This window comes from Paenibacillus sinopodophylli (assembly GCF_005930355.1).
GTDB classification, from domain to species: Bacteria; Bacillota; Bacilli; order Paenibacillales; family Paenibacillaceae; genus Pristimantibacillus; species Pristimantibacillus sinopodophylli.
Map to the genome: position 1 here is coordinate 1,872,240 of NZ_VDBO01000001.1, position 21,684 is coordinate 1,893,923.

12 protein-coding genes are annotated in these 21,684 nt (G+C 46.5%); 2 read left to right on the top strand and 10 right to left on the bottom strand.

The annotated features are described in order from the left end of the window. Positions 1–588 precede the first annotated feature (588 nt). From FGT79_RS08395 to FGT79_RS08430, 8 genes are all read right to left on the bottom strand, one after another. On the bottom strand, positions 589–1,551 hold the full coding sequence (locus FGT79_RS08395; protein WP_138752237.1) for a zinc-dependent alcohol dehydrogenase: 963 nt from the start codon (positions 1,549–1,551) through the stop codon (positions 589–591). A 73-nt stretch (positions 1,552–1,624) separates the two neighbouring features. After that, a complete protein-coding gene (locus tag FGT79_RS08400; RefSeq protein WP_138752238.1) occupies positions 1,625–3,094 on the bottom strand; it encodes a response regulator transcription factor in 1,470 nt (489 codons plus the stop codon). Then, positions 3,072–4,907 carry a sensor histidine kinase gene (locus FGT79_RS08405; protein WP_138752239.1) on the bottom strand — a complete coding sequence of 612 codons (1,836 nt, stop codon included), beginning with the start codon at positions 4,905–4,907 and terminating at the stop codon, positions 3,072–3,074. The genes FGT79_RS08400 and FGT79_RS08405 overlap by 23 nt, the downstream gene beginning before the upstream one ends. Before the next feature lie 256 nt (positions 4,908–5,163). Beyond that, the gene (locus tag FGT79_RS31815; protein WP_138752240.1) at positions 5,164–10,983 is read right to left on the bottom strand and encodes a sugar-binding protein; all 5,820 of its coding nucleotides are present in this window, start codon (positions 10,981–10,983) and stop codon (positions 5,164–5,166) included. A 71-nt stretch (positions 10,984–11,054) separates the two neighbouring features. Further along, complete coding sequence (locus tag FGT79_RS08415) at positions 11,055–12,074, bottom strand: SGNH/GDSL hydrolase family protein (protein WP_138752241.1); 1,020 nt, start codon at positions 12,072–12,074, stop codon at positions 11,055–11,057. 113 nt (positions 12,075–12,187) lie between these two features. Continuing rightward, complete coding sequence (locus tag FGT79_RS08420) at positions 12,188–13,741, bottom strand: extracellular solute-binding protein (RefSeq protein WP_138752242.1); 1,554 nt, start codon at positions 13,739–13,741, stop codon at positions 12,188–12,190. Positions 13,742–13,791: 50 nt separating this feature from the next. Further along, entirely contained in the window at positions 13,792–14,652 is an 861-nt protein-coding gene (locus tag FGT79_RS08425; protein ID WP_138752243.1) for a carbohydrate ABC transporter permease, read from the bottom strand. Continuing rightward, positions 14,646–15,506, bottom strand: coding sequence for an ABC transporter permease (locus FGT79_RS08430; RefSeq protein WP_246096338.1), 861 nt, complete (start codon positions 15,504–15,506; stop codon positions 14,646–14,648). Before FGT79_RS08430 ends, FGT79_RS08425 begins: the two co-directional genes overlap by 7 nt. A gap of 349 nt (positions 15,507–15,855) precedes the next feature. Here FGT79_RS08430 and FGT79_RS08435 point away from each other — a divergent pair, with 349 nt between their 5' ends. Then, positions 15,856–16,878: an SGNH/GDSL hydrolase family protein gene (locus FGT79_RS08435; RefSeq protein ID WP_138752245.1), complete on the top strand. Its 1,023-nt coding sequence runs from the start codon at positions 15,856–15,858 to the stop codon at positions 16,876–16,878. 93 nt (positions 16,879–16,971) lie between these two features. Here the strand turns inward: FGT79_RS08435 and FGT79_RS08440 are convergent, their stop codons facing one another. Together FGT79_RS08440 and FGT79_RS08445 are read right to left on the bottom strand one after the other, a co-directional pair. Next, entirely contained in the window at positions 16,972–18,438 is a 1,467-nt protein-coding gene (locus FGT79_RS08440) for a sialate O-acetylesterase (RefSeq protein WP_138752246.1), read from the bottom strand. Positions 18,439–18,473: 35 nt separating this feature from the next. Next, positions 18,474–20,723, bottom strand: a complete 2,250-nt coding sequence (locus FGT79_RS08445; protein WP_138752247.1) for an FAD-dependent oxidoreductase — start codon at positions 20,721–20,723, stop codon at positions 18,474–18,476. Between the two features lie 113 nt (positions 20,724–20,836). Here FGT79_RS08445 and FGT79_RS08450 point away from each other — a divergent pair, with 113 nt between their 5' ends. Then, positions 20,837–21,661 (top strand): helix-turn-helix domain-containing protein, encoded by an 825-nt coding sequence (locus tag FGT79_RS08450; protein ID WP_138752248.1) that lies wholly within the window; start codon positions 20,837–20,839, stop codon positions 21,659–21,661. Positions 21,662–21,684 lie beyond the last annotated feature (23 nt).

Genomic DNA, 21,684 nt, shown 5'->3' on the forward strand with positions numbered 1-21,684 from the left:
TAGGTTGTTTCCCTTGCATTCAGGTGCATCGGCAGTAGCTCAAGCTCGCCCTCCGCACCGACTCTTTGATATGGCTGCATCCAGCAATCTAGCATTAGCCCTTCCTTACATCCCATAAAAAAGCTCTGCCATTACGTTTACTTGGCTGCTGTTAGAACACGTATGCACTTACAACTTCCGTTCGAACTCATTCCTACAACAATTCAACTCCCTAAGCGCATATTTGCGCTTACAGCCACCGTTTAAAGCTTCGAATATTCCCCTAAGCACTAAGATACAACGCCTCACTGCGTCCTTGCTATAGACGCCATCGTAGCAACGAAGCGAACTGAAAAAGGTTGAGAAAACTCATATACTTGCCCATGCCTCAAGTGTAAACAGCCATCGCCGTCCTTTGGCATCGCGGCCGGAAGGATGATTGTTAATCTAATCGTTTCTGGTATATAAAAGCCCATGCATAATTGCATGGGCAGGCCAAATTTGGTAAAAACTGTATTTCTAATCTTCAGCATCGCATGCACCACGTCTTCCCCAGACTCATATTGAAACACGTAATTGCCATGGCCATTCCTTCCAATGGAGATGTCATCAAAAAAGGAATTTCGGGACAACAATACCTTTCAAATATCCAGGTGGTCGTTTTTCAAGACTTTCGAAGGCTGTTTGAATGTCATCCAGTTCGAATACATGGCTTATAATTTGATCCATTTGAAATACGCCATTATTGAGCAATAAGACCGCACGACGTTGATCATCTACTTCATTCAAAGAATATCCAGGATGTGTTGCTCGAATCTCAATGGACTTATTAATAACCGTCTCCATATCAATACTCCCAGCAGACTTATAAGCACTCATCAATACCAAGCGTCCTCGCCCATACTTCAACAACTGGATGCAATCGTTAATAACGGATACGCTGCCAGTTCCTTCAATGACAAAGTCCGCTAAATGACCATTTGTAATTTGCTTAATCTGTTCCGGCACTTGCTCGCGCTTCGCATTAATGGTATGTGTGGCCCCGTAACGTTTGGCAAGCGCGAGCTTCTCGTCATCAATATCTACGGCTATCAAGCCAGCTAATAATTTACCGGACAAAGCTTGAATAGCCCATAAGCCCATCGGTCCAGCACCCATAATAATTCCAAAATCACCCGCTTCCGGTGCAGCACCACGGATAACGGTCATCACGCATTTCAATGGCTCTCCAAGCGCATGGACAGGGTTTATATGTGGCCCTACTTTAAAGGATGCAGCTCCTTTAACGGCAATATAGTCAGAAAAACCAGTTAGTTGATTCGGCAGTCCTGTGACGACATCACCAATCATAAAACCACTCGTATTTGTTCCCATTTCCACAACGGTCCCAACCCATTCATGCCCCAGGCTCATAGGTGTCTTGCCAATCCTTCCATGAAAGTGATTTAATTCCCATGTGCATAATCCACAGGCTTCCACCTTTACAAGCAGCTCATCATCTCCATAAACAGCCTTTGTCTCCCTGATTTCAAATTGATTAGGCTCTACTAAATAAGCAATTCTTGATTTCATCCAATAACCTCCTAGTAAACAAGCATTTATTTAAACCCTATGTTCCGTATTAGAAGCATGACCAATGCTATAACTATCGCAATGCTTTTGATTTACGATATTCATTTGGTGTCATATGCAACAGCTTTTTGAACACTTTGATAAAATAATGATCATTCCCAAAACCTACCAACTGACTAATCTCATTTACTGTTAATTCAGTCGATTCCAAGTAGCGGATCGCTTGCTTGATCCGAACATGCTGAAGGTATTGAATAAGTGTTTCTCCCGTTTTCTTTCGGAATAAGCCGCATAAATAGTTTTCATCCATATTCACATAATCTGCCATAACCTTCAGGCCGTTCTGGTTTTCAGCGTAATGTTCATGTATATAGGACAAGATCTTATTGATTTCCGGATGGTCCGTTACAGGAATGGACTTGTGGCTCCTACCTTTCATATCCTGCACAATCTCGTTTAACATATCGGATAATAGCTGTTCATGCGAGATGGCTGATTCTATATAAGATTCTATAATCGGATTTAAGGTCGTAGTCGTTACCCGGCAATATTGACTGACAATATGAGCAGCCATTCGCTTAACTCTATGCACGGGAAGCCGGCGCCGCTTCATCTCTTCCCATACCATTTGAATCTCTTTATTCGTTGCTTCAGGAACATCCTGTTCCATAGCTGTGATCAGACGCCGTTCTGTTTCCCAAAGAATCTCCCCATTCTCATTCCTTTCTTCGCCGCTATGTGTCAAAACCTGATCGCCATACCAATAGTCGCTCAGCTCGGTAAGGAGGGATGACCATAGCGCTGGAATTTGCTTCAGACTGCCGGCATTCCTATAGGCATATCTATTCGAAAAATTCTGTTCCAACAGATCTATTGGCATCGAATTTCGCGACCAAGTAATGATCGTTGAAATACCGATATCCGTATAGATTTGAGCCTCTCCTGACCTCTCAATCCAATTCATAAATACAGAAGGCAGGTGGTCTGACCCATGCAGAACGGAACAGATCGCGCTTATTTGAATTCCTTTATTACTCAGCTCTGCATCAATTACATCTAATTCCATACGATACTGAGCTGCAGGTACTGCACTTATCACCCTCCAGATTCGATCAATAATCGCAGGCATGTTCAAAAATAGCTTGTCACGGGTCTGCACTGCTGATTTCTCCAGCTCCTGCTTCACCTTATTGAGCGATTCTTCAAGGGTACGAATATCCATTGACAGCTTCAAAATATATCCCGACGCGCCATATTCCAAAGCTTTCCTCGCATATTCAAAGTCACTCATGCACGTCAGCATAATAAATCTGGTTTCGAGACCCTGTTGACGTACCGTTTGTAGAAGCATCACCCCATCCAACTCAGGCATGATAATATCCGAAATGACGAGATCTGGTTTATGCAGCTCTATTAGCTCAAGAGCCTCTAAGCCGTCTCCTGCCTCGCCTACCAGAGTGAAACCTAATGAATGCCAAGAGATCAGCTGTTTGATCGCATCCCTTACAAAAACCTCATCTTCAACCAGAATTACTTTCCACAAGTTGACTCTCCCCTTCCAAGAACGGATTCGAGACAAGTAGCGGAATGGTCGCACGGGCAAGCGTTCCCTGTGAAAGCTCTTCAAGGGAGAAGGAAGCTTCTCCTTTGTATAAGAGCCGCAGACGTTCACGCAAATTAGTCAAGCCGATCCCATTTCGCTTACGATTGCGGAGAATACTCATCTTTTCCGCGTGCTTCAGACCGATGCCATTATCCTCGACTTCTATGAGAAGCTTCTGCCCTAATTCCGTCATTCGAATGACGATTCGCCCTTTATCCTTTAGCTTTGAGAAGCCATGATGAATGGAATTCTCTACAAGCAGCTGAAGACTCAGCTTGGGGACAAGCACATAGTCTAGAGTGGGATCCACGAGATAGATAACTTCAAATGGATACTGCCATCTTTTTTGAGTTATATAGACATAAGCACGAACGAGCTCCAGCTCATCTTTAACAAATATCAAATCAACATTCGTATTCAGGCTAGTTTCCAGAAGCTTGCCCAGACTCAGACAGATTTCAGCAATATCCTCCTGCTTACTTAAGACGGCTTGCCATTTCACCATATTTAATGTGTTAAGTAAAAAGTGAGGATTCATTTGGGAGAGCAGCATTTGAAAGTGCATTGCTTCTTTTTGCTTCTCTTCCAATTTGAGCTTGGTAAATAGCTCATAAATATCATCCGTCATCCGATTGAAGCTTTGAGCCAAAGCCAGTACCTCCCCGTCCATCCGCTTCACATTTAAGCGGTCGCGAAAGTTACTGGTCACAATTTTATCCATTTTCCTTTGAAGCAACTGAAGCGGTCGAGTCAAGCTGGATAATATGACAAATGTAATGAGAACAAAAAGGCCGATGAAAATTGTATACGTTTTCAAATATTGCTGTTTCATCCCACTAATGTCTCCGATATAGGAATCAAACGGAAACTGGCTGACCAATTTCCAGTCCATAACCGATAAATATTGAACGTTCAACAGCATATTGGATTTGCGATCGAAGTACTCCTCTGCTTTATTGGAAGGTTTCTGAAACCGCTCGATCCATTCGGCAGCCAAGCTCGCACTATTGCGCGTACGAGAGAGAATCTGCCCATCTGCATCTAATAAGAAATAATTTTGAAACACGGGAAAATCCCGTATAATTGATTTCAACCAACTGTCATAATCGAAGCTAACCTGCAGATAACCAAAAGGCTCTTCATTCCCTTGCTGCAATACGGACAATAACGATAGCTGCCGCTCGTTATGGGAGGAAACACCAATATCCCCCATTTCTTCTTCTAACCAAATAAGCGATTGTCCACTCTCGGCCATTTGGTTTAATCCCCGATTACTTAACACATCATTTGCCCGCAACCGTTTAAGAGGCGTGTACGAAGTATAGACATGACCTTGTTTGTCGACAAGCGCATAATAGACAAAAACACTGTTCGGCGAACTGCGGCTGTTAATATGTGCTAATTCATTTTCTATTTCTATTCTTCTTGTATCCAAATCCGTTAGGCTGTCATCAACTTGAGTGAGCCAAGTATAAAATCGCGGATCATTCTCAATTTCTAAGGCATGCGTTAACAGATTCGTATGTAATAAGTTGAATTTCTCCTTCACTTGCTCGATTTGTAGTTCTGTTTGCCAATTCACTTTCTGACGGAGGATTTCTTCGATTTGGCTATAGTTGCGAATTTGGAAAATAAATAGGGGAACGAACACAAATAACAAAATAGCGAAAAAAAGCTTATATTTTATTTTGGAGGGCAGCCACCGCCGTATGGAGATCATCTTGTATCGCCCCTCGATTCTCATAATGGTCATCTTTCTCTCCAACCTCTGTTAAGTGATTGGAAAATGCTGTGACAACTACATTTTATATGAGCGATCTAGGCAATACAATGGTCATAATTCTGAAGTGAATAACACAAAATTAGTTTTTATATCAATGAATACGAAGTTCGTAATCTTTTACATAAAGCAGAGACTCTCTGGGCTTATCTGTGAGATAAACTCAGAGAGCCTATTTATTCAGTCAATCATTATAACAGCTCTCATGACTACTCTGCTCTTCTCGTTCTCAGATCTGGAAGACTACTTCGGCATCTATTCCGGTATTTTGCAGCTTCTGCGTTCTTGTTCCTTCATAAGTCATACTGAACGTATACGAGCCCGGTAGCAATTCCTTGCTGATTTCTCCTCCGCTTGTATTTCCGATAGTCCGCCAGCTTCCCGCATAATAGCTCACATTGCCGCTGTCTAACGGGTTCCCTTGACTATCCTTTAGCTGCACCTTGACGTTAACTGTCTGGAAGACAACTACAGCATCTGTCTCGATATTTTGCAGCTTCTGCGTTCTTGTTCCTTCATAAGTCATGCTGAACGTATACGAGCCCGGCAACAATTCCTTGCTGATTTCTCCTCCGCTTGTATCTCCGATAGTCCGCCAGCTTCCAGCATAATAGCTCACATTGCCGCTGTCTAACGGATTCCCTTGGCTATCCTTTAGCTGCATACTGACATTTACCGTCTGGAAGACAACTACGGCATCTATTCCGGTATTTTGAAGCTTCTGCGTTCTTGTTCCTTCATAAGTCATGCTGAACGTATACGAGCCCGGTAGCAATTCCTTGCTGATTTCTCCTCCGCTTGTATTCCCGATAGTCCGCCAGCTTTCAGCATAATAGCTCACATTGCCGCTGTCTAACGGATTCCCTTGACTATCCTTTAGCTGCATACTGACATTAACCGTCTGAAAGATAACTAAAGCATCTGTTCCGGTGTTTTGCACCTTCTGCATGCTCGTTCCTTCGTAACTCATGGAGAAGGTGTAGCTCTTATTCGCCAAAACTTTTTTTACTGTACCCGTATGATCGGTTATGCCGAAGTCTTTCCATCCACCGTCATAGTACGAGACAATACCGCCGCTCAGCGGATTTCCGTTGCTGTCTTTGAGCTGAACCTTAGTGGCTAGATCTGTCGTCGTTTCGGAGGATAACTGCAGCTTCCCGAACGCAGACGTGTTACTCCAGTTGTCAACCGTTCCCGACCATAACAGCTGACTGCTCCTGTCAAAACCGTCGTCTTCATCGTTATTTGCCACGTCAAATCCGATGGTCATGCCAGCAGAAGGCGTAATACCAAGCGAGCTCCATGGAAGCGCCATCTCCACACTGTACCCGCCCGGGATCGTGGACCATGCATGCAGTACGCCATCCTTGAGACCTCTCACTTCGAATAAATCGTTGTCGTTCCAGCCCTTGATATACTGGCGATCGTAGCTGTCATAGAAAGTGCCCTTATTGTTGTTGCCGTCTACATAAATCTCGACGGAATCGTCTAAGAATGTGCTAATGGAGTTATTGTACAGGTCATCGTCATTTACTTTGACCCCCACATATAAATAATCGTTATCCCACAGCACACCAAACTTGGCGGTATTATTTGGGGTACCGATCACGGTTTTGTTTACCTGCTTCTCCATGACCCATACTGCTTCGTCCAACGATCCGTCAACCGTAACAGTATCTAATGTTTTCTTAACATTGAGTTGTGTGTAAGATAAGTCCATCGTAACGGCAACCGTGTTACTCTTCTCAGAAGCATTGTTTTCCCCATCCTTGGCCTTCACGGTAAACATGTAGGAAGTGCTTGGCATCAACCCGGTGACCGTATAGATTGTCGATGTTACCGTTCCGGCTAACGTGTTACCGTTATAGATTTCGTATTCCGTAACACCAACATTATCTGTCGATGCCGTCCAAGACAATGTCGCTGTCCGATCAGTATGTGACTGCACTGTCAAATTCGTTGGAACCGTTGGCGCTTGTGTGTCCCCGATAGTTACAGATGATAACTCCAAATCCCCGAACATGGAGGTGTCAGTCCCGTTGCTGCCCGTTCCAGCCCACATCAGCTGTCCGTCACGGTCACCGCCGTTGTCATCATCATTGACCGCAACATCGAAGCCAATGGACATGCCTGCAGTTGGAACAATGCCAAGCGAGCTCCATGGAATCGCCAATTCCACACTGTACCCATCTGGGATTGCAGCCCATGCATGATTTACGCCAGTAGACAGACCGTTTTGTTCATACAGTGTGCTGTCATTCCAGCCCTTAATAAACTGCCGATCAAAACTGTCGTAAGTTGTGCCTTTATTGTGATTAGCGTCGATGTAAATTTCAATTGAATCATCCAAATACACAGCAGCAGAATCGTTATGAAGCTGGCTGTCGTTCACCTTCACTCCAACATACAAATATTCGTTATCCCATAACACGCCATAATCCGCGGTATGATTTGGAGTGCCATAAGTGGTCTTGCTCAGCGTCTTCGTCATCGTCCATACAGCTTCATTTAACATGCCGTCAATGGTGACTGAGGCCAGTGTTTTATTCGGTTTAATCAAGTAAGGATCTGTCGTGACATGAAGCGGATTACTCGCTAGAGATACATTCCCCGCCGCATCCTTGGCCTTAACGGTGAAGGTATAGGCGGTGCCTCCAGTGAGACCGGTGACGGTATAGGTTGTTGATGTTACTGTTCCAGCCAAAGTCGAGCCGTTGTATACTTCATACTCGGCTACGCCTACATTATCCGATGAGGCACTCCATGACAGATCTACTGTCATCTCGCTCTTTGCAAGCGCTGTTAGATTACTCGGTAAGATCGGAGACGCGAAGTCGCGATCATGAATGACTTTCACTTCGTCGAAATCCCCTCTTACTTTATAAGAAAATAAGCCAATCTTCCCCACGGTATGACTCGTGTCCTGAACCGTTAATTCCTTAACCCCATCAACATAAAAATCAAGGGTTTTATTATTTAATAAGGCAGTGAACGTGTAGGAAACATTCATGGACATGGCTAAACTCTTTTCAGCCAAGAGAGAGTAGGTGCCACCTACATATTTGACAATTTGTAGTTTACCTGCCCTGTAACGGAAAGAGTAGTGATTGCTCGGATCAACGTACCTCGCGACGATGCCAATAGCCGGATCGGGATCAGACGATGTCATTTTGATGCTCGCTTCCACGCTGTAATTATCCGAGGTGCTGGTATTTACTGTGCTGTAAGCCATAGCCGCCTGCCAGGTCGATTGCTTGTAAACCTTGGAGTCGCCCGCTGCTGCAACGGCCCAGGTTCCGTTCTGTGTGGTCCAGCCGTCGGCGATGCCGTCCTCGAAATTGTCGCTGAAGGCAAGCGTTCCCGGACCCGATAGGGTGGTCGCCACTAACGCGTTGCTTAACGCGGACGTACTGCCTGCGGTATCCCTCGATTTGACGGTAAACGTATACGCCGTACCTGGAAGAAGTCCCGTGACGGTAAATGTCGTGTCCGCTGTTGTCGTTCCCATAAACCTAGATCCGCTGTAAATGTTATATCCGGCAACGTTGGTAAGATTGGCAGGCGGGCTCCAACTCACGCTAATGCTAGTTCCCGTAGCCGACTGCAATGACAAATTGGTCGGAGGCGAGAGAGGAGCCGCTGTTGTGATGTTAAGCATATTGCTGGCCGCAGATTTATTGTTCGCTCCGTCTTTCGCTTTTACGGTAAACGTATACGCTGTGCTTGGCGTTAGACCCGTAGCTGTAAATGTCGTACTTGAATTGGTGCTGCCAATTAAAGTGCTGCCCCTGTAAACTTCATATCCCGCTACTCCGGTGTTATCCATGGATGCTGCCCATGATAAGAGTAAGGTAGTGGCGGTTTGCGACGGAGATGATAAGTTCGTCGGCGCCGTCGGCGGTTCAGTATCAGTCCCTTCACTCATCAAAGTTTCGCCATAGAAGACGCCTGAGCCGCCAGTACCGATGTAAACGCGGCCCCAAACCTGACGGTCACCTTCCATCGTATTCGATAAATTGCTTGCAGTTGGGTCGGGTACGTCAATCTTTACCCAGTTGGCACCGAAATCGTCAGAACGGAAGATCCCCGCAGTATTATCCACCGTACCATAGACGAAGACCGTCGGATGGTTGTATCCAAGCCGATTTTTCCCGAAAGCAAACAGCTTGGCTCGCTGCACGTTGGGCAGCTTCTCCCAGCTGTCTCCGGAATCGCTGGAACGCATGAGCCCACCTGAATCAAGACTGACCCACACTTCGCCAGCCATCCCTGGAGCTGCCTTCACGCTGTAATACGAGATCTCCGTTCCCGAGATGGTGGATGCAATCGCCCACGTGACACCGCCGTCTGTACTACGATGAAACTTCCCCGTCAAACGATCTAGGAGGTAAAATGTGTCGTTGTTTACCCTGTCGGATGCCAGTGGCTGATACCAGGTCCAGAAGTCGTGAATTGAGTTTGCTGGCGCGCCTGTAGAGGGATTCCAAGTTTGTCCCCGATCAGTTGAATAGAATGGCGCGCCAACCTGCGGTAACCAGACGATCGTCTCACTCGCGGCAGACACTGCAACACGCCCATTCTTACCCGGTGGATTGACGAATGCTGTCCAGTTTACGCCGTTGTTGGTGGAATATCCTCCTCCTCCCGTTCCATACCAGCGAGTTCCGCCTACCCGAGCTATGAAATTCGGGTTACTCTCCTGGAAATCTATCGAGGTCGTATCGCCTAAGTCCGGGTTTGAGAAATTGACGCTCGGAAAAGTGGTCAATGACGTATGGCGCATGCCGTCCATATCGGCATGTCCGCTTAACAGAGGAGCGCCGATTGGTGTGCTGCGCAGCGCGAACGTCACTAGTTCCTCATGACCCTGTTCGTATGTGTACCAATGTGATGGACTGGCCGTGATATCATCCGTTTTCCATGTGCCTACGAAGTCGGTATACCATACCCGATTGGGGTTAACCGGATCGATCGTCAGGCTTGCTGTAAAGTTGGCAAATGAATCCCACCAAGGAACGTTCGGATGAGCAACGGTCATCACCCTGTCCCAATTTGCCCCCCCGTCCGTAGAACGATAAATCCAACCAGTAGGCGTATTCTGAACAGCGGCCATGACAATGTTCGGGTTGGTCGGATGAACAGTAATGCCATTATATAGGGCCGCACTTGGCGGCGTTATATTCGCCCAAGCTCCACCTGCAAACTTGGAAACGCCTGAAGGAGTGCCCGAAGAAACGTCCTCACTATAGCTCACGTACAAGGAGCCATCGGAAGCGACAGCCGCCCGATTGGGGTTCAGCGGGCTTCCGCTCATCAGAGCCCATGTCTGCCCCCCGTTCGTGCTTTGATACAGGCCGCTGCCCCGCACGCCGACATAGATGGACTGTGTTGCATTCCCAGGTGTTCCGGTGTTCTTATCGAACACTACAAAATTTAATCCGTACGGAGCATTGCCGATGGTTGGAAAGGCGTCAACCCGCTCCCACGAATTAGGGCTGGCAGCGGTCGTGCTTTTCCACAGCCCGTCAAAGCGTGATCCCATGAAAATGATATTCCCATTGTTTGGATCGACCGCGAGCCGTTCTCCCAAATCCCTGCCTGGCCCATTGGCAAATTGCTTTTTGGAGAATCCGGTTTTCGTCCAGGTAGCTCCCCTATCCGTGGATTTCAGAATATCCCACTTCGGCCATTCGAATGTGCCAGCCGCTACATAGACCACATCCGGGTCCGACGGATCAAGAGCGATGCTGTCAATGCCGTATAAGTTAGCATCTGGCTCTGTCAACCAATCCATGAGCTGGATCCACTTGTGATTGACCGGGTCCCAGCGGTGAGCCCCCCCAACATCAGTACGGATATATACGAGATCCGGCTCCGTCGGATGGATGGCCATCCCTGTAACGAAACCTCCTCCGCCTATAGCGACATTGTTCCATTTGTATGGCTCCGTTACTGCAGCGCTGGCGGATGGTGCAGACAAGACAAACAACAGCATCATAAGACCGACACCTATAAAGAGACGATTGGTAAGCGCTTTCAATATATTCATTGCAAACCCTCCTGTTATTTAAAAGTCTCAAGGCATTAAATAGGGCAAACGGGACAGGACTTTACTTGATACTAGAGAAGCACCTTCATAAACTTTGCCAAATTCTCTCCGATTTCAATCATGCCATGGTCACCGGGGTGGAGTAGATCGTGTGAAAGTCCGTACGTAGACTTCAGCAGCTCTCGTCCATCTATATAATGAACATTCTTCAGCACAGAATCTTCCGCAATGGACTGAAGTATAGCCCGATATTCGTCCGCAGTCGCTGACGAATTACGATCTGGCCAACATAGACCTAGGTCATAGAATATAGGGAATAGTCCGATGCAAACGATCGGTTTACTTGAATGTTGAGCTGCTATCCTGCGTACGAAATCGCCTGCACGCTCTTCAAAGTGGGCTGCGGATACGCCTTGGTTCAGCATATTAGCCGAGACGCTTAACGAAGCGATATCCCAATCATCACAGTCCGCTATGTAGTCGGCAATCGCCGGCTCACAATAGGCAGCGCCAGAGGCGCCGAGATTGATCACATCAGCATGCAATCGCCAGCCTGCTTGTTTCACATAAGCTAGCGCAGGATGACTAGCAGCAATCCCCTGGGTAATAGAAGTTCCGTAGGCAAGATAACGCAGTGACGGAAGCTCGTCCTTGCGAGGTGGTCGTACACTGTCGCCATCCACATGGATGAGATGTATCTCTCCGCCTTGAAAGAGCAGCCTCCATACCTGCGGTGCAAAAGAACCAGCTGCGCGTCCGACCCGCTCCAGTGGTAAAAAGCCCGGTAACGGAACAGAAAGCTCCAATGTCGTCGGCTCCTTGCCTATAAGGTAGGTACCAGCCGCGAAGTCTCCGAAATACAAATATGCGCGTGTAGAATCACTGCAGCTAGACAAGGTTACCTTCACCGGTTTCCAGTCGTTGACGAAACGAATTTCACAGCATGCCGATTGCTTATATTCGGCTTGTGCCGCTTCTCTTACTTGAACCAACACCTCCTTGGGTATACGCTGCAGCAGTACACCAGCCTTGCCAGGTATGCTTACGACTTCAGCAACGTTATGCAGCTCTACGTTTTGGTAAATCATCATTTCCTCCTTTCCACATACAGTGCGATAAACCTCTCGAAATCATTTGAAGCTGGAAGCGACTACGTTGATAGAGAGGTTTATTCGCCAAGCAGGGTGCAATAATAGATCGTTTATTATTGAATGAAGCCGAGCTCCTTCATCTGCTTGCTAGCCTGATCCATAAACACTTGATAATTAAACTTGCTGTTTAAATCACCAGCCAAGCTATCAAAGCTGTCAATCGATTTTTTCCCATATACAATCTCCATAGACAAATCTCCAATATAGCGGTATGCGTCAGCGGCATTAAAATCGCTTGGAAGATCTATGAAGCCGTTATACAGGTTCAGCCTGCTCAGCTTGGAGGCTTGATCAATAATAGGAGCTGCGTAGTCAAATTTTGTTGCAAGATATTCAGATTCAGGACGGCCTGTTAATTGATACAACCAAATATAGCCTGCTTCTGCAGCCCCAAGCTCTGATATCTTCACCTTACTGCCTTCGGTCGTAAAGTGCTTATCCTTAATGCCGTACTGTACTAATTGAGAACCTTCTGGCGAAGAAACATAATTGAGAAGGTCAAATATTTTTTGCAGCTTTTCCTCATCCTTTTCGAGCGTCCTCGACAATGCGATCAGCCCGGATGTTGACCCTACATCGTAAGGACCTTCGATTTGACCAGCAGGACCTTTAATCGTCGGAACCATAATCCACTCTGCATTGGGATTCGCTGCTTTAACATTCTCAGCCCCTTCTTTACGGATAAATGCACCCCAATCAATGAAAACAATGCCAACCTGGCCTTTAATTCCTTTGTCTGAAGCAGCCGTACCTTTATTGCTGAATATTTCCGGATCTACAACACCGGCATCGAAAAATTTCTTAACCTCAGCAAGCGCTGCTTTCATATTTGGGTCCTGCGGAGAAGTGATCGATTTCCCATCCTTGATATAAACGCCAGTAGCCATATCCAGAGATGGAACGCCTAATGAACCAAAGACTGGAGCGAATGCTTGCCAACCAAGCCCGGAAATACCGAATGTATCCTTCTTACCGTTTCCGTCCGGATCCTCTTCCGTAAACGCTTTAGCAACTTTCAGAAGCTCTTCAGTTGTCGTTGGCACTTCAAGTTTAAGCTTCTCAAGCCAGTCTTTTCGAATATAATAAGAGGTTGTCATCAAAGCCTGTGTTTTAGCGATCGCATACGTTTTGCCGTCAAAAACGCCTTTCTTAAAACTATCATCCCCAACCATCGTCTTTACTTCCCCTAATCGATCAAGGTAAGGCGTAAGATCAAGCAGCGCTCCTTTTTCCGCCAGCATCTGCAGCGTGGCGCGGCTGTCAAGCTCCATAATGTCTGGGTAATCTCCGGCAGCTATTCTAGTATTCAGCAGGCTTTTGAAATCATCCGGCGACGCTGGTGAAGTGAGCGTAATATCTACATTCAGTTTCTCGTCTAGCGCTTGCTTGATAAAGTCATTGCCTGCATCCGGCAGCTTCGTTCCCCAACCAACTTTCGTTATTTCGAGCTTTGTTGGTGCTGCCTGGGCTTCCGATGTTTTGGTCGGTTCCTGGGATGCAGTCGGTGTACCTTCATTGTTACTTTCGTTTTGTGCACATCCCCCTAACACAAGCGATAAAGATAAGATGCTGACGAGAGCGCTTAAAGTCCATTTTTGCTTTTTCATTTTCCGATTACCTCTTTCATTGTTTAGTATTAAAAATGGCTTCCTATCAATCAACCCTTGATTGCACCGATCAACATCCCTTTTGTAAAATGCTTCTGGACGAACGGGTACACAAGGATAATAGGCAGGCTTGCCGATATAACAGCTGCCATCTGCAGCGTTACAGTCGGTAGAGTTACGTCCGTCTGCTGGCTCAAATTCGAGCTCTCGAGCAATAGATTGCGAACAATAACCTGAAGCGGATATAGCTCCTTGTTCGTAATATACAGGACCGCGGAGAAGAAATCATTCCAGTGCCCCACCATATAGAAGAGACTTACCGTCATGATAGAGGGTATGGACAAAGGAAGCACCAGCTTTATTAATGCCGTCGTTTCTCCCGCACCGTCTATCCGCGCGGAATCGTGCAGCTCCTCAGGCAAGCTTTCGAAGAAGCTTTTCATAATCAGCAGATTGAAGGTCCAGATTGCGCTTGGTACGATCATCGACCAAACTGTATTCATCAGCCCAGTATCTCGAACGACTAAATAAGTAGGAATAAGTCCGCCGCTGAACAACATAGTGAATACAACTATCATTAGAAAAAACGTACGGCCGCGAAGCTTTCTGCGGCTTAACGGATAAGCCATCAGAATCGTCAGCACCATGTTAATGAAAGAACCCACTACCGTTACAAACACGGTTACCCAGAATGCCTTAGGAATGACCGAGTCGGCAAACAACTCCTTGTAGGCATCGAAAGTAATAGACTTCGGAAAGAGAATAAATCCTCCATTCTTTAATACTTCTGAATACGGCGTAAGCGAGATAGACAGTACATAGAGAAGAGGAAGAATGGCAGATATCGCCACCAATACTAGAACGACATAAATGAATATATCGAATATTCGATCGGAACGGCCTCTTACCATATCGATCCCCCCCATATCTTGGCTACCCTATTCGCTATCAGGATAAGGATCATACCGATCAATGATTTGAATAAGCCAACAGCGGATGCCAAGCTGAAATTCATCTGTTGAAGCCCCGTTCGATACACCCATGTGTCGATAATGTCAGCTACTTTATACACCTGCGTATTATACATGATATAGATTTGATCGAAGCTCCCTTCCATAATGTGACCGATCTTCAAGATGAGCAGGAGCACAATTGTCGTCTGAATACCTGGAAGTGTAATATGCCAGATCATTCGCAAGCGACCTCCCCCATCCACCCGACAGGCTTCATAGAGTGTGTTGTCTATTGAGGCCATAGCCGCCATGTAGATAATAGCTCCCCATCCAATGTTCTGCCAGATATCGCTGCCAACCAGCAAGCTGCGGAACCAATCCGTTGAGGTAATAAACGGGATCGATTTGAAGCCGGAATTGACAAGCAAATGATTCACAATGCCCGATGTCTCAGATAAAAGGGCAATTACGATTCCATAAATGATGACCCAAGACAAGAAGTGAGGCATGTAGCTAATCGTTTGCACCCATTTTTTGAGCCATCGACTTCTGCACTCGTTGAACAAAATAGCTAGAAAAATGGGAGGTAATGTTCCAAAGATCAACTTATATATACTGATCAAAAGGGTATTCCCCAATATTTCGGTAAAATAAGGAGAATTGAAAAATTGCAGGAAATATTTGTTCCATGGATCGCTCCAAGGACTGTTCCAAAGCCCACCCACAATGTCATAATCCTTGAATGCAATGATTAACCCATACATAGGCAGATATTTATAAATCACATACCAGATCAAACCTGGCAACAACATCAAATACAAAGCTCGGCTCCGCCATATGTCCTTCCAAAAACGAAATCTTCGTTCAAAAGTAATAGTTCCTTTCAAGTTCGATACTTGTTCTTGACTGGATACATTACTCATGTTGATCACCTCCTTCTACTTTTGTTAATAGCATAACGCGTTTACGAATTTCGCATAATCAATAAATCTCTGCATCCTGTATCACAGAATTAGTTAAAAATGATAATTTAAATATAAATGAGGTGCAGTTATGCTCTTATTTTCTGTTCCTAGGGTCTTAATTTCACTAGCTTGACAAAGTAAGATTCTCAGCGTTAATGTCTATCCAAAAGGGATGAGTCAAGGAGGCGGCAAGCTGATGTTGATGAAGAAGTTCGAGCTGTATAACGTACAAGCATTGGTAGCAACAGAAGACGACAAGGGAATGAAGCTTAGCAGAGTACCCGAGGTTGTAAGATCAGCCTTAAATGAAAACGCACAACGGACCGCTTTCAATGGTTGCGGTGTGGAAATACGATTTAATCTGCACAGTGAGAAAGCACGTGTCGTGCTGCGGAAACTGCCTAACTCCGCTATCTCGCTGCACGGCGTTGCCGAGGTGTATCATGGCGGTTTCCAAGGATCGTATGATTTGTGTCCACAGCATATCGGGCTATCCGATTCCGAGATTGTTATGCATGCTTCTCCGCAGCTATCTGAGCTCAGGCAGTTAACGCAACGCTTCGATATTCCCTACGACCCGAGCCTAATTCGTATCCTACTGCCATATGATTGCCCAACTCTATTCATCAGCTTAGAAGGAGACACTTCACCACCAAGACCGGAACAAACACCTTCTCGGCGAATGCTAGCGTACGGCTCCTCGATTACGCACGGCGGTGGTTCCGTGGCGCCTTCCGAAACTTACGCGATGAATACCGCTCGATTGCTGAAAATGGATCTCATCAATTTAGGCTTTGCCGGCAGCGCCCATATGGAGCCGGAGATGGCGGATTATATCGCCTCTCGTGATGATTGGGAAATAGCGACACTTGAGATGGGCATCAATGTGATCGGTACATGGTCTCCCGAGACATTCGCTGAACGTATCGATTATTTTATCGAGACAGTCGCGCACGCCCACCCGGACCGCTGGATCTTCTGCATCGATATGTTTACCAATTACAATGATCTGGTATCGCCACAGAAAGCGACAGTCTTCCGAAATATAGTTCGCGATAAAGTAGCAGCACTGCGTATGCCTCGAGTCATCCATCTCGACGGCACCCATTTGCTGCCCGGTTATCTAGGTCTCTCCGCCGATCTCGTTCATCCTTCTCCGTTCGGCATGCTGGACATCAGCCAAAGGCTGGCCTCCGAAATTAAAAAACATATCACATAACAAAAAAGAGGCTTCCGAGCTCATTTTCACAATGAGTTGAGGAGGCCTCTTCCATGATTTTATTGACTAACACCTGACAACGATCTTAACTTATCATACTGTCCGAAACGGAGCAGCTGGCAGGCCCTCGGCACCCATCAGGTTTGCATAGGTGACATTGGACCAACCGTATCGTACGAAACGAGGTATACTGACTTTATCACTTCTGACCCTTACCGTATTCCCATGAATTTCCGTCTCTACGGGCAGGAACTCACCACTCTCAGCAGCTACCTCAAAACCGACTAATCGATTCCCTTCACGAATCAACAGTCCTGTTTCTGCATGATCAAAATGTAGAACAGCATGACCATCCTCTATTCTGATCTCACGATAAACAGGCCCTGAGCTCTTAACTGCTCTACCATATACTTTATCTAATGCCAGCAAAGCTAAACGCTCACCGACCGGCTTCTTATCCACAGGATGTATGTCTTCCGGTACTCCGCATTCCAAAATCACAGCCATTGCAGTAAACGGAACCCGATCGGCTGTTTGCTGCTGCGCCTCCCTAAGCAACGGCCATTGTTCCCCCATAGGATTATTATGATCGAAAATAGGCAGCTGCACGAATAGAAACGGAAGCTCTGGATCCTTCCATTGTCTGCGCCAATCTAAGATTAAGAACTCTAGCAATTTACTATACAAATCTGATCGATCGACATCAGCTTCGCCTTGATAATAAATCACACCTTTTATCGTAAAAGCGAACACCTTCCGCAGCATTGTTTCATATAATCCACAAGGACGCATAAAGGAATGAGGACTTAATGGAGGCGGCCAAGGATACTGCCCAAGCTCTTCCCCCTTATATCCCGCTTCGTTCTTTCGATTATACTGGTCAACGTCCTCGTTATACTCTCTGCTTACTTGCTCAAATTCCTGCCAATCAAAGCCTTGCATTTGTTCGTTAAATTCCTTGGTATAAATAGAAAGCTCTGCATCTGCCTCTAAGACTTCTTCTGCCACCCAGCAAGAAGCGGAGGTTCCCCCCCAATTGCAAGCGATAATCCCGATCGGCACTTGCTCGGAGTCGATCAGCGCTCTCGCATAATAATAGGCGACCGCAGATATGTCCCCTGCCGTTTGTGGCGTGCATGTTTTCCACATGCTTGTCACTTGTACTCCCTCTTGCTCATAAGCTAGCTTCGGCACCATATAGAAACGCAATAAAGGTTCGTCCGCAGCAGCTATAGCCTTTTCAGCTTGATCACTACTACTCAAAGACCACTCCATATTCGATTGTCCGCCTGCTAACCAGACATCTCCAAATACAACATCCACCAGCTTAATGCTGCTTTCAACTGTTTCCACAATCAGCTCACAAGCTTCCCCAACACCCATAGCTGGAAACTTTACACTCCATTGGCCCTCATGTATCACAGCAAAGCTGCTTACACCGCGACAAGTCACAGTCACTTTATCGCCATCTGTCCCTGTTCCCCAGACTAAAAATCGTTTATTCCGTTGGATAACCATATGATCATTAAAAATTGGATCGAGACTTAGCGGCTTATTCATAACCTATCAACCTCCTATACCTTGATTTAATCATCTCAACCATAGACTCTAATCTCGAAAATCTCCGCACGCGGACATCCATTCGTTGACTCTATGCATAGCTTTATTTGGTTAGTTGTAATCGATTCTATGAGGTGATGTACTTTTTTTCGTTTGTGATTATCCTGCTCCGTTATAATCGCAACCCATTCCCCAGCGATGTAAGCTTGAATGCAATAGCTACGCACGACCTCGGGAATAACAGCAAATGGCGTTCGATGATGATGCAGATTGATTAAATCCTCATTTACGTCATTATTAAAGGTTAGATGAATCTCATCAATTTCCTGCTCGCTATCCCAGGCTAATTGAATCCATTCCTCGGAATTTGCGGATATCGGGTTGGATGCCCACATATGCGGACCAGCATAAGGCCTTACATAACCGTCACTAACTTGACTCACCGCATAGGACTCCGTATTTGGCGATACCCGCAAGCATACCGTCCGACGATTCCATTTGAACATGCTCCACTGCACGATCGGCTGGTCGGGCTGATGATCTTCCAGCGATGCGGATACAACCGGCTTAGGTCCCTTCTCAAAGCAAAGCACACCTGCTAACGTCTCATCCGAGCGGTTCAGCGTTATAGCCTCATTCGCTTTGACGATTACAAAAGCATTGCAGGCTGACTCCGGCTGCCAATCCAAATCCAGCTTAACCCACTGGTTGTTTCCTGCAGCAACGGACTTCGAAGCTGATTTCACCCATTGCTTAGGTACATAATTCTCTCCCTTGCCCGTGTGCCATAGCTCTACCTCAAGCGTTGCATTCTGCTTAGCATCTACAAGCAGTTCAATGGATGAAAGTACGGGATTAACCGGGAACAGTATACCAACATCGCGATCCAATGCATGAATGCTTGTCGCTCTTTCAAATGCTATTCGCTCCAGCATGCTAGATGCGGAAATTAGGGCGGTTTTTGCCAAATCATCCGGATCATTGCCTGCCACACCAATGATTGATGCATCCTGCCGCAGCATAACCTGCTGCAATTCCTCCATATAATTGCGGTGAAGCACACGCGGCGTAATCCCTTTCTGTACGGAAAGCGCAGCGCCACTGCCTGCCGCTTCCCCGATTACAGCACAGGTTGCCATCACTCTCGTCGTGCCGAAAGCAACATGTGTCGCGCTAATGTCCCGGCCCGCAAACATCAAATTACAAACATTATTTGAATACAAGCTTCTGAACGGGATGTGGTAGATGCCGTCTGCGAATTGATGCTTCGAGCCGCTCTCTTCCGAGTACATGCCCTGCGGTGGATGAAGATCGATGGACCAGCCCCCGAAGGCAATACGGTCCTCGAATGGCTCCTGCGCCATAATATCGTTCTGGTTCAGGATATAATCTCCGAGAAAACGCCGATACTCTCGTTTGCCGGGAATGGATCCTACCCATTCCAACGTCATATTTTCCGCATCGAATTGGCCTGAATTTTTAATATAGTTCCAGACGCCGTAAATAACCGACCACAGCTCATCACGAATCCGTTCGTTGTCATGGACTGTATCCAGCTCACCGCCCCATTCAATCCACCAATAGTGACAGCCAGAGTCTCCGCTTCGAATTACACGCTTCATCGGAATCGTCGTTTGCGTTATATCCTTGGCGAAGCTTGGCGGAATAAATTTGACCGACCTGTCGGTCTCCTGCGTATAGAACAGCAGCGTGCTGCCAAGCGTAATGTCATCCGCCACCTCCGGCGCCCAATCCTCGTTGTACTCATCCTTGGCCTCGCGGCCGATTCTGTATTTCGCTCCGGCAAGAAAGCCAACAAGGCCATCACCGGTGCAATCGATATACATGCTGCTCTCGAAACGAATTTTTCGCTCCGAGCCCATCATCCATCCTGTTACACTTTGTATGACGCGGTCAAACTCCGGTCCTTCCGCCTCCACCTCATGCACATCCGTGTTAAGGAATAAGCGGATATTTTGTTCTGCACGAACCGTTTCCAGCACAACAAGATCCCACAGGTATGGATTACCTTCGGGGTTTCGGTACTGGTTCTCGATGAACATTTCTCCCATGATGCCGGTTTCTCTTGCAAAACGCTGCGTTCCATGCGCCGTGGCACCGCACACCCATACACGGACCTCGCTGCTGGAATTGCCTCCGAGAACCGGTCTGTTATTAATGAAAGACACGGTCTGACCAAGACGGGCAGCAGAGACGGCGGCGCAAACACCCGCAAGCCCTCCGCCAATTACGGTAATATCGGATTTTACATTCTCCATTTTCATCTGACTAAACCTCCATACATCGATTTGACTTTATCTTAATATGAAGGCTAGTGATTTAACATGCACTACGCTATCATATAACCATATACTTTATTTCATCATGGAGGCGGAGAATGATGACGCTGCTCAGCTCCAACCTTTTCCCTATTCTTTCACACCATAACTTCTGGGATAGCAAGTCCCAGTTTCAATTAAATGTAGATACATATGATCTATGGGTGCTGTTTGCTGTGGAGAGCGGGAGCTTCTCCTATCGTATAGCGGAAGTAGAGGGAATGGCTCGAATGGGAGATGTAGTCGTCTGTCCGCCAGGCTTTCCCTTTCATCGCAGCGTGATCGATGCGGTATCGTTCCATTTCATCGGTTTTACCCTCGACTCGGTTTCAAGGGATGAATTCAGCTTGAATGAACGTGAACAAGCGGTTCAGCAGCAGCTGTCTGAATCTGTATTTAAGCTGACCATTCAGTACCGGAATCGCCTGGCCGACAACTTGAATAGCCTAAAGCAGCACTCGGGATATAACGAGGAGCAGAAATTATATTGGCAGAATCATATCTTGAACGACATTTGGCAATTTTGCCGCCAGACACCAGCCAATCAGGTGGATGAGCTTGCTGATCCCCTAATTGAACAGGCCAAGGCCTACATTCATCAGAATCGCGACCAGGATATTAGTATGCATAATCTTGCAGCTGAGATCGGCTTAAGTCCTGTACAGTTTAGCCGCAGGTTCCAGCGAAGCGCAGGCTTGGCTCCTTCTCACTACCTATCCAAGCTTCGAATCGATAAAGCCAAATCACTGCTAACCGAGACCCATTTGCCATTAGAGCAAATTGCCCAAGCATGCGGTTACAACAACGGATTTTATTTAAGCCGGATATTTTCGAAAAAAGTGAAGGTCAGCCCCTCTGAATATCGTCGTATGCATCGGGTATAGCGTTGATGGGGTCATTAATTAAG

Excerpts from the sequence above, each read along its gene's own strand:
- FGT79_RS08440 (WP_138752246.1), bottom strand. The coding sequence starts at position 18,438 with ATGAATAAGCCGCTAAGTCTCGATCCAATTTTTAATGATCATATGGTT.
- FGT79_RS08415 (WP_138752241.1), bottom strand. The coding sequence starts at position 12,074 with ATGATGATTTACCAAAACGTAGAGCTGCATAACGTTGCTGAAGTCGTA.
- FGT79_RS08445 (WP_138752247.1), bottom strand. The coding sequence starts at position 20,723 with ATGAAAATGGAGAATGTAAAATCCGATATTACCGTAATTGGCGGAGGG.
- FGT79_RS08420 (WP_138752242.1), bottom strand. The coding sequence starts at position 13,741 with ATGAAAAAGCAAAAATGGACTTTAAGCGCTCTCGTCAGCATCTTATCT.
- FGT79_RS08425 (WP_138752243.1), bottom strand. The coding sequence starts at position 14,652 with ATGGTAAGAGGCCGTTCCGATCGAATATTCGATATATTCATTTATGTC.
- FGT79_RS08405 (WP_138752239.1), bottom strand. The coding sequence starts at position 4,907 with ATGACCATTATGAGAATCGAGGGGCGATACAAGATGATCTCCATACGG.
- FGT79_RS08395 (WP_138752237.1), bottom strand. The coding sequence starts at position 1,551 with ATGAAATCAAGAATTGCTTATTTAGTAGAGCCTAATCAATTTGAAATC.
- FGT79_RS08450 (WP_138752248.1), top strand. The coding sequence starts at position 20,837 with ATGATGACGCTGCTCAGCTCCAACCTTTTCCCTATTCTTTCACACCAT.
- FGT79_RS31815 (WP_138752240.1), bottom strand. The coding sequence starts at position 10,983 with ATGAATATATTGAAAGCGCTTACCAATCGTCTCTTTATAGGTGTCGGT.
- FGT79_RS08430 (WP_246096338.1), bottom strand. The coding sequence starts at position 15,506 with ATGTTGTTGCCAGGTTTGATCTGGTATGTGATTTATAAATATCTGCCT.
- FGT79_RS08435 (WP_138752245.1), top strand. The coding sequence starts at position 15,856 with ATGTTGATGAAGAAGTTCGAGCTGTATAACGTACAAGCATTGGTAGCA.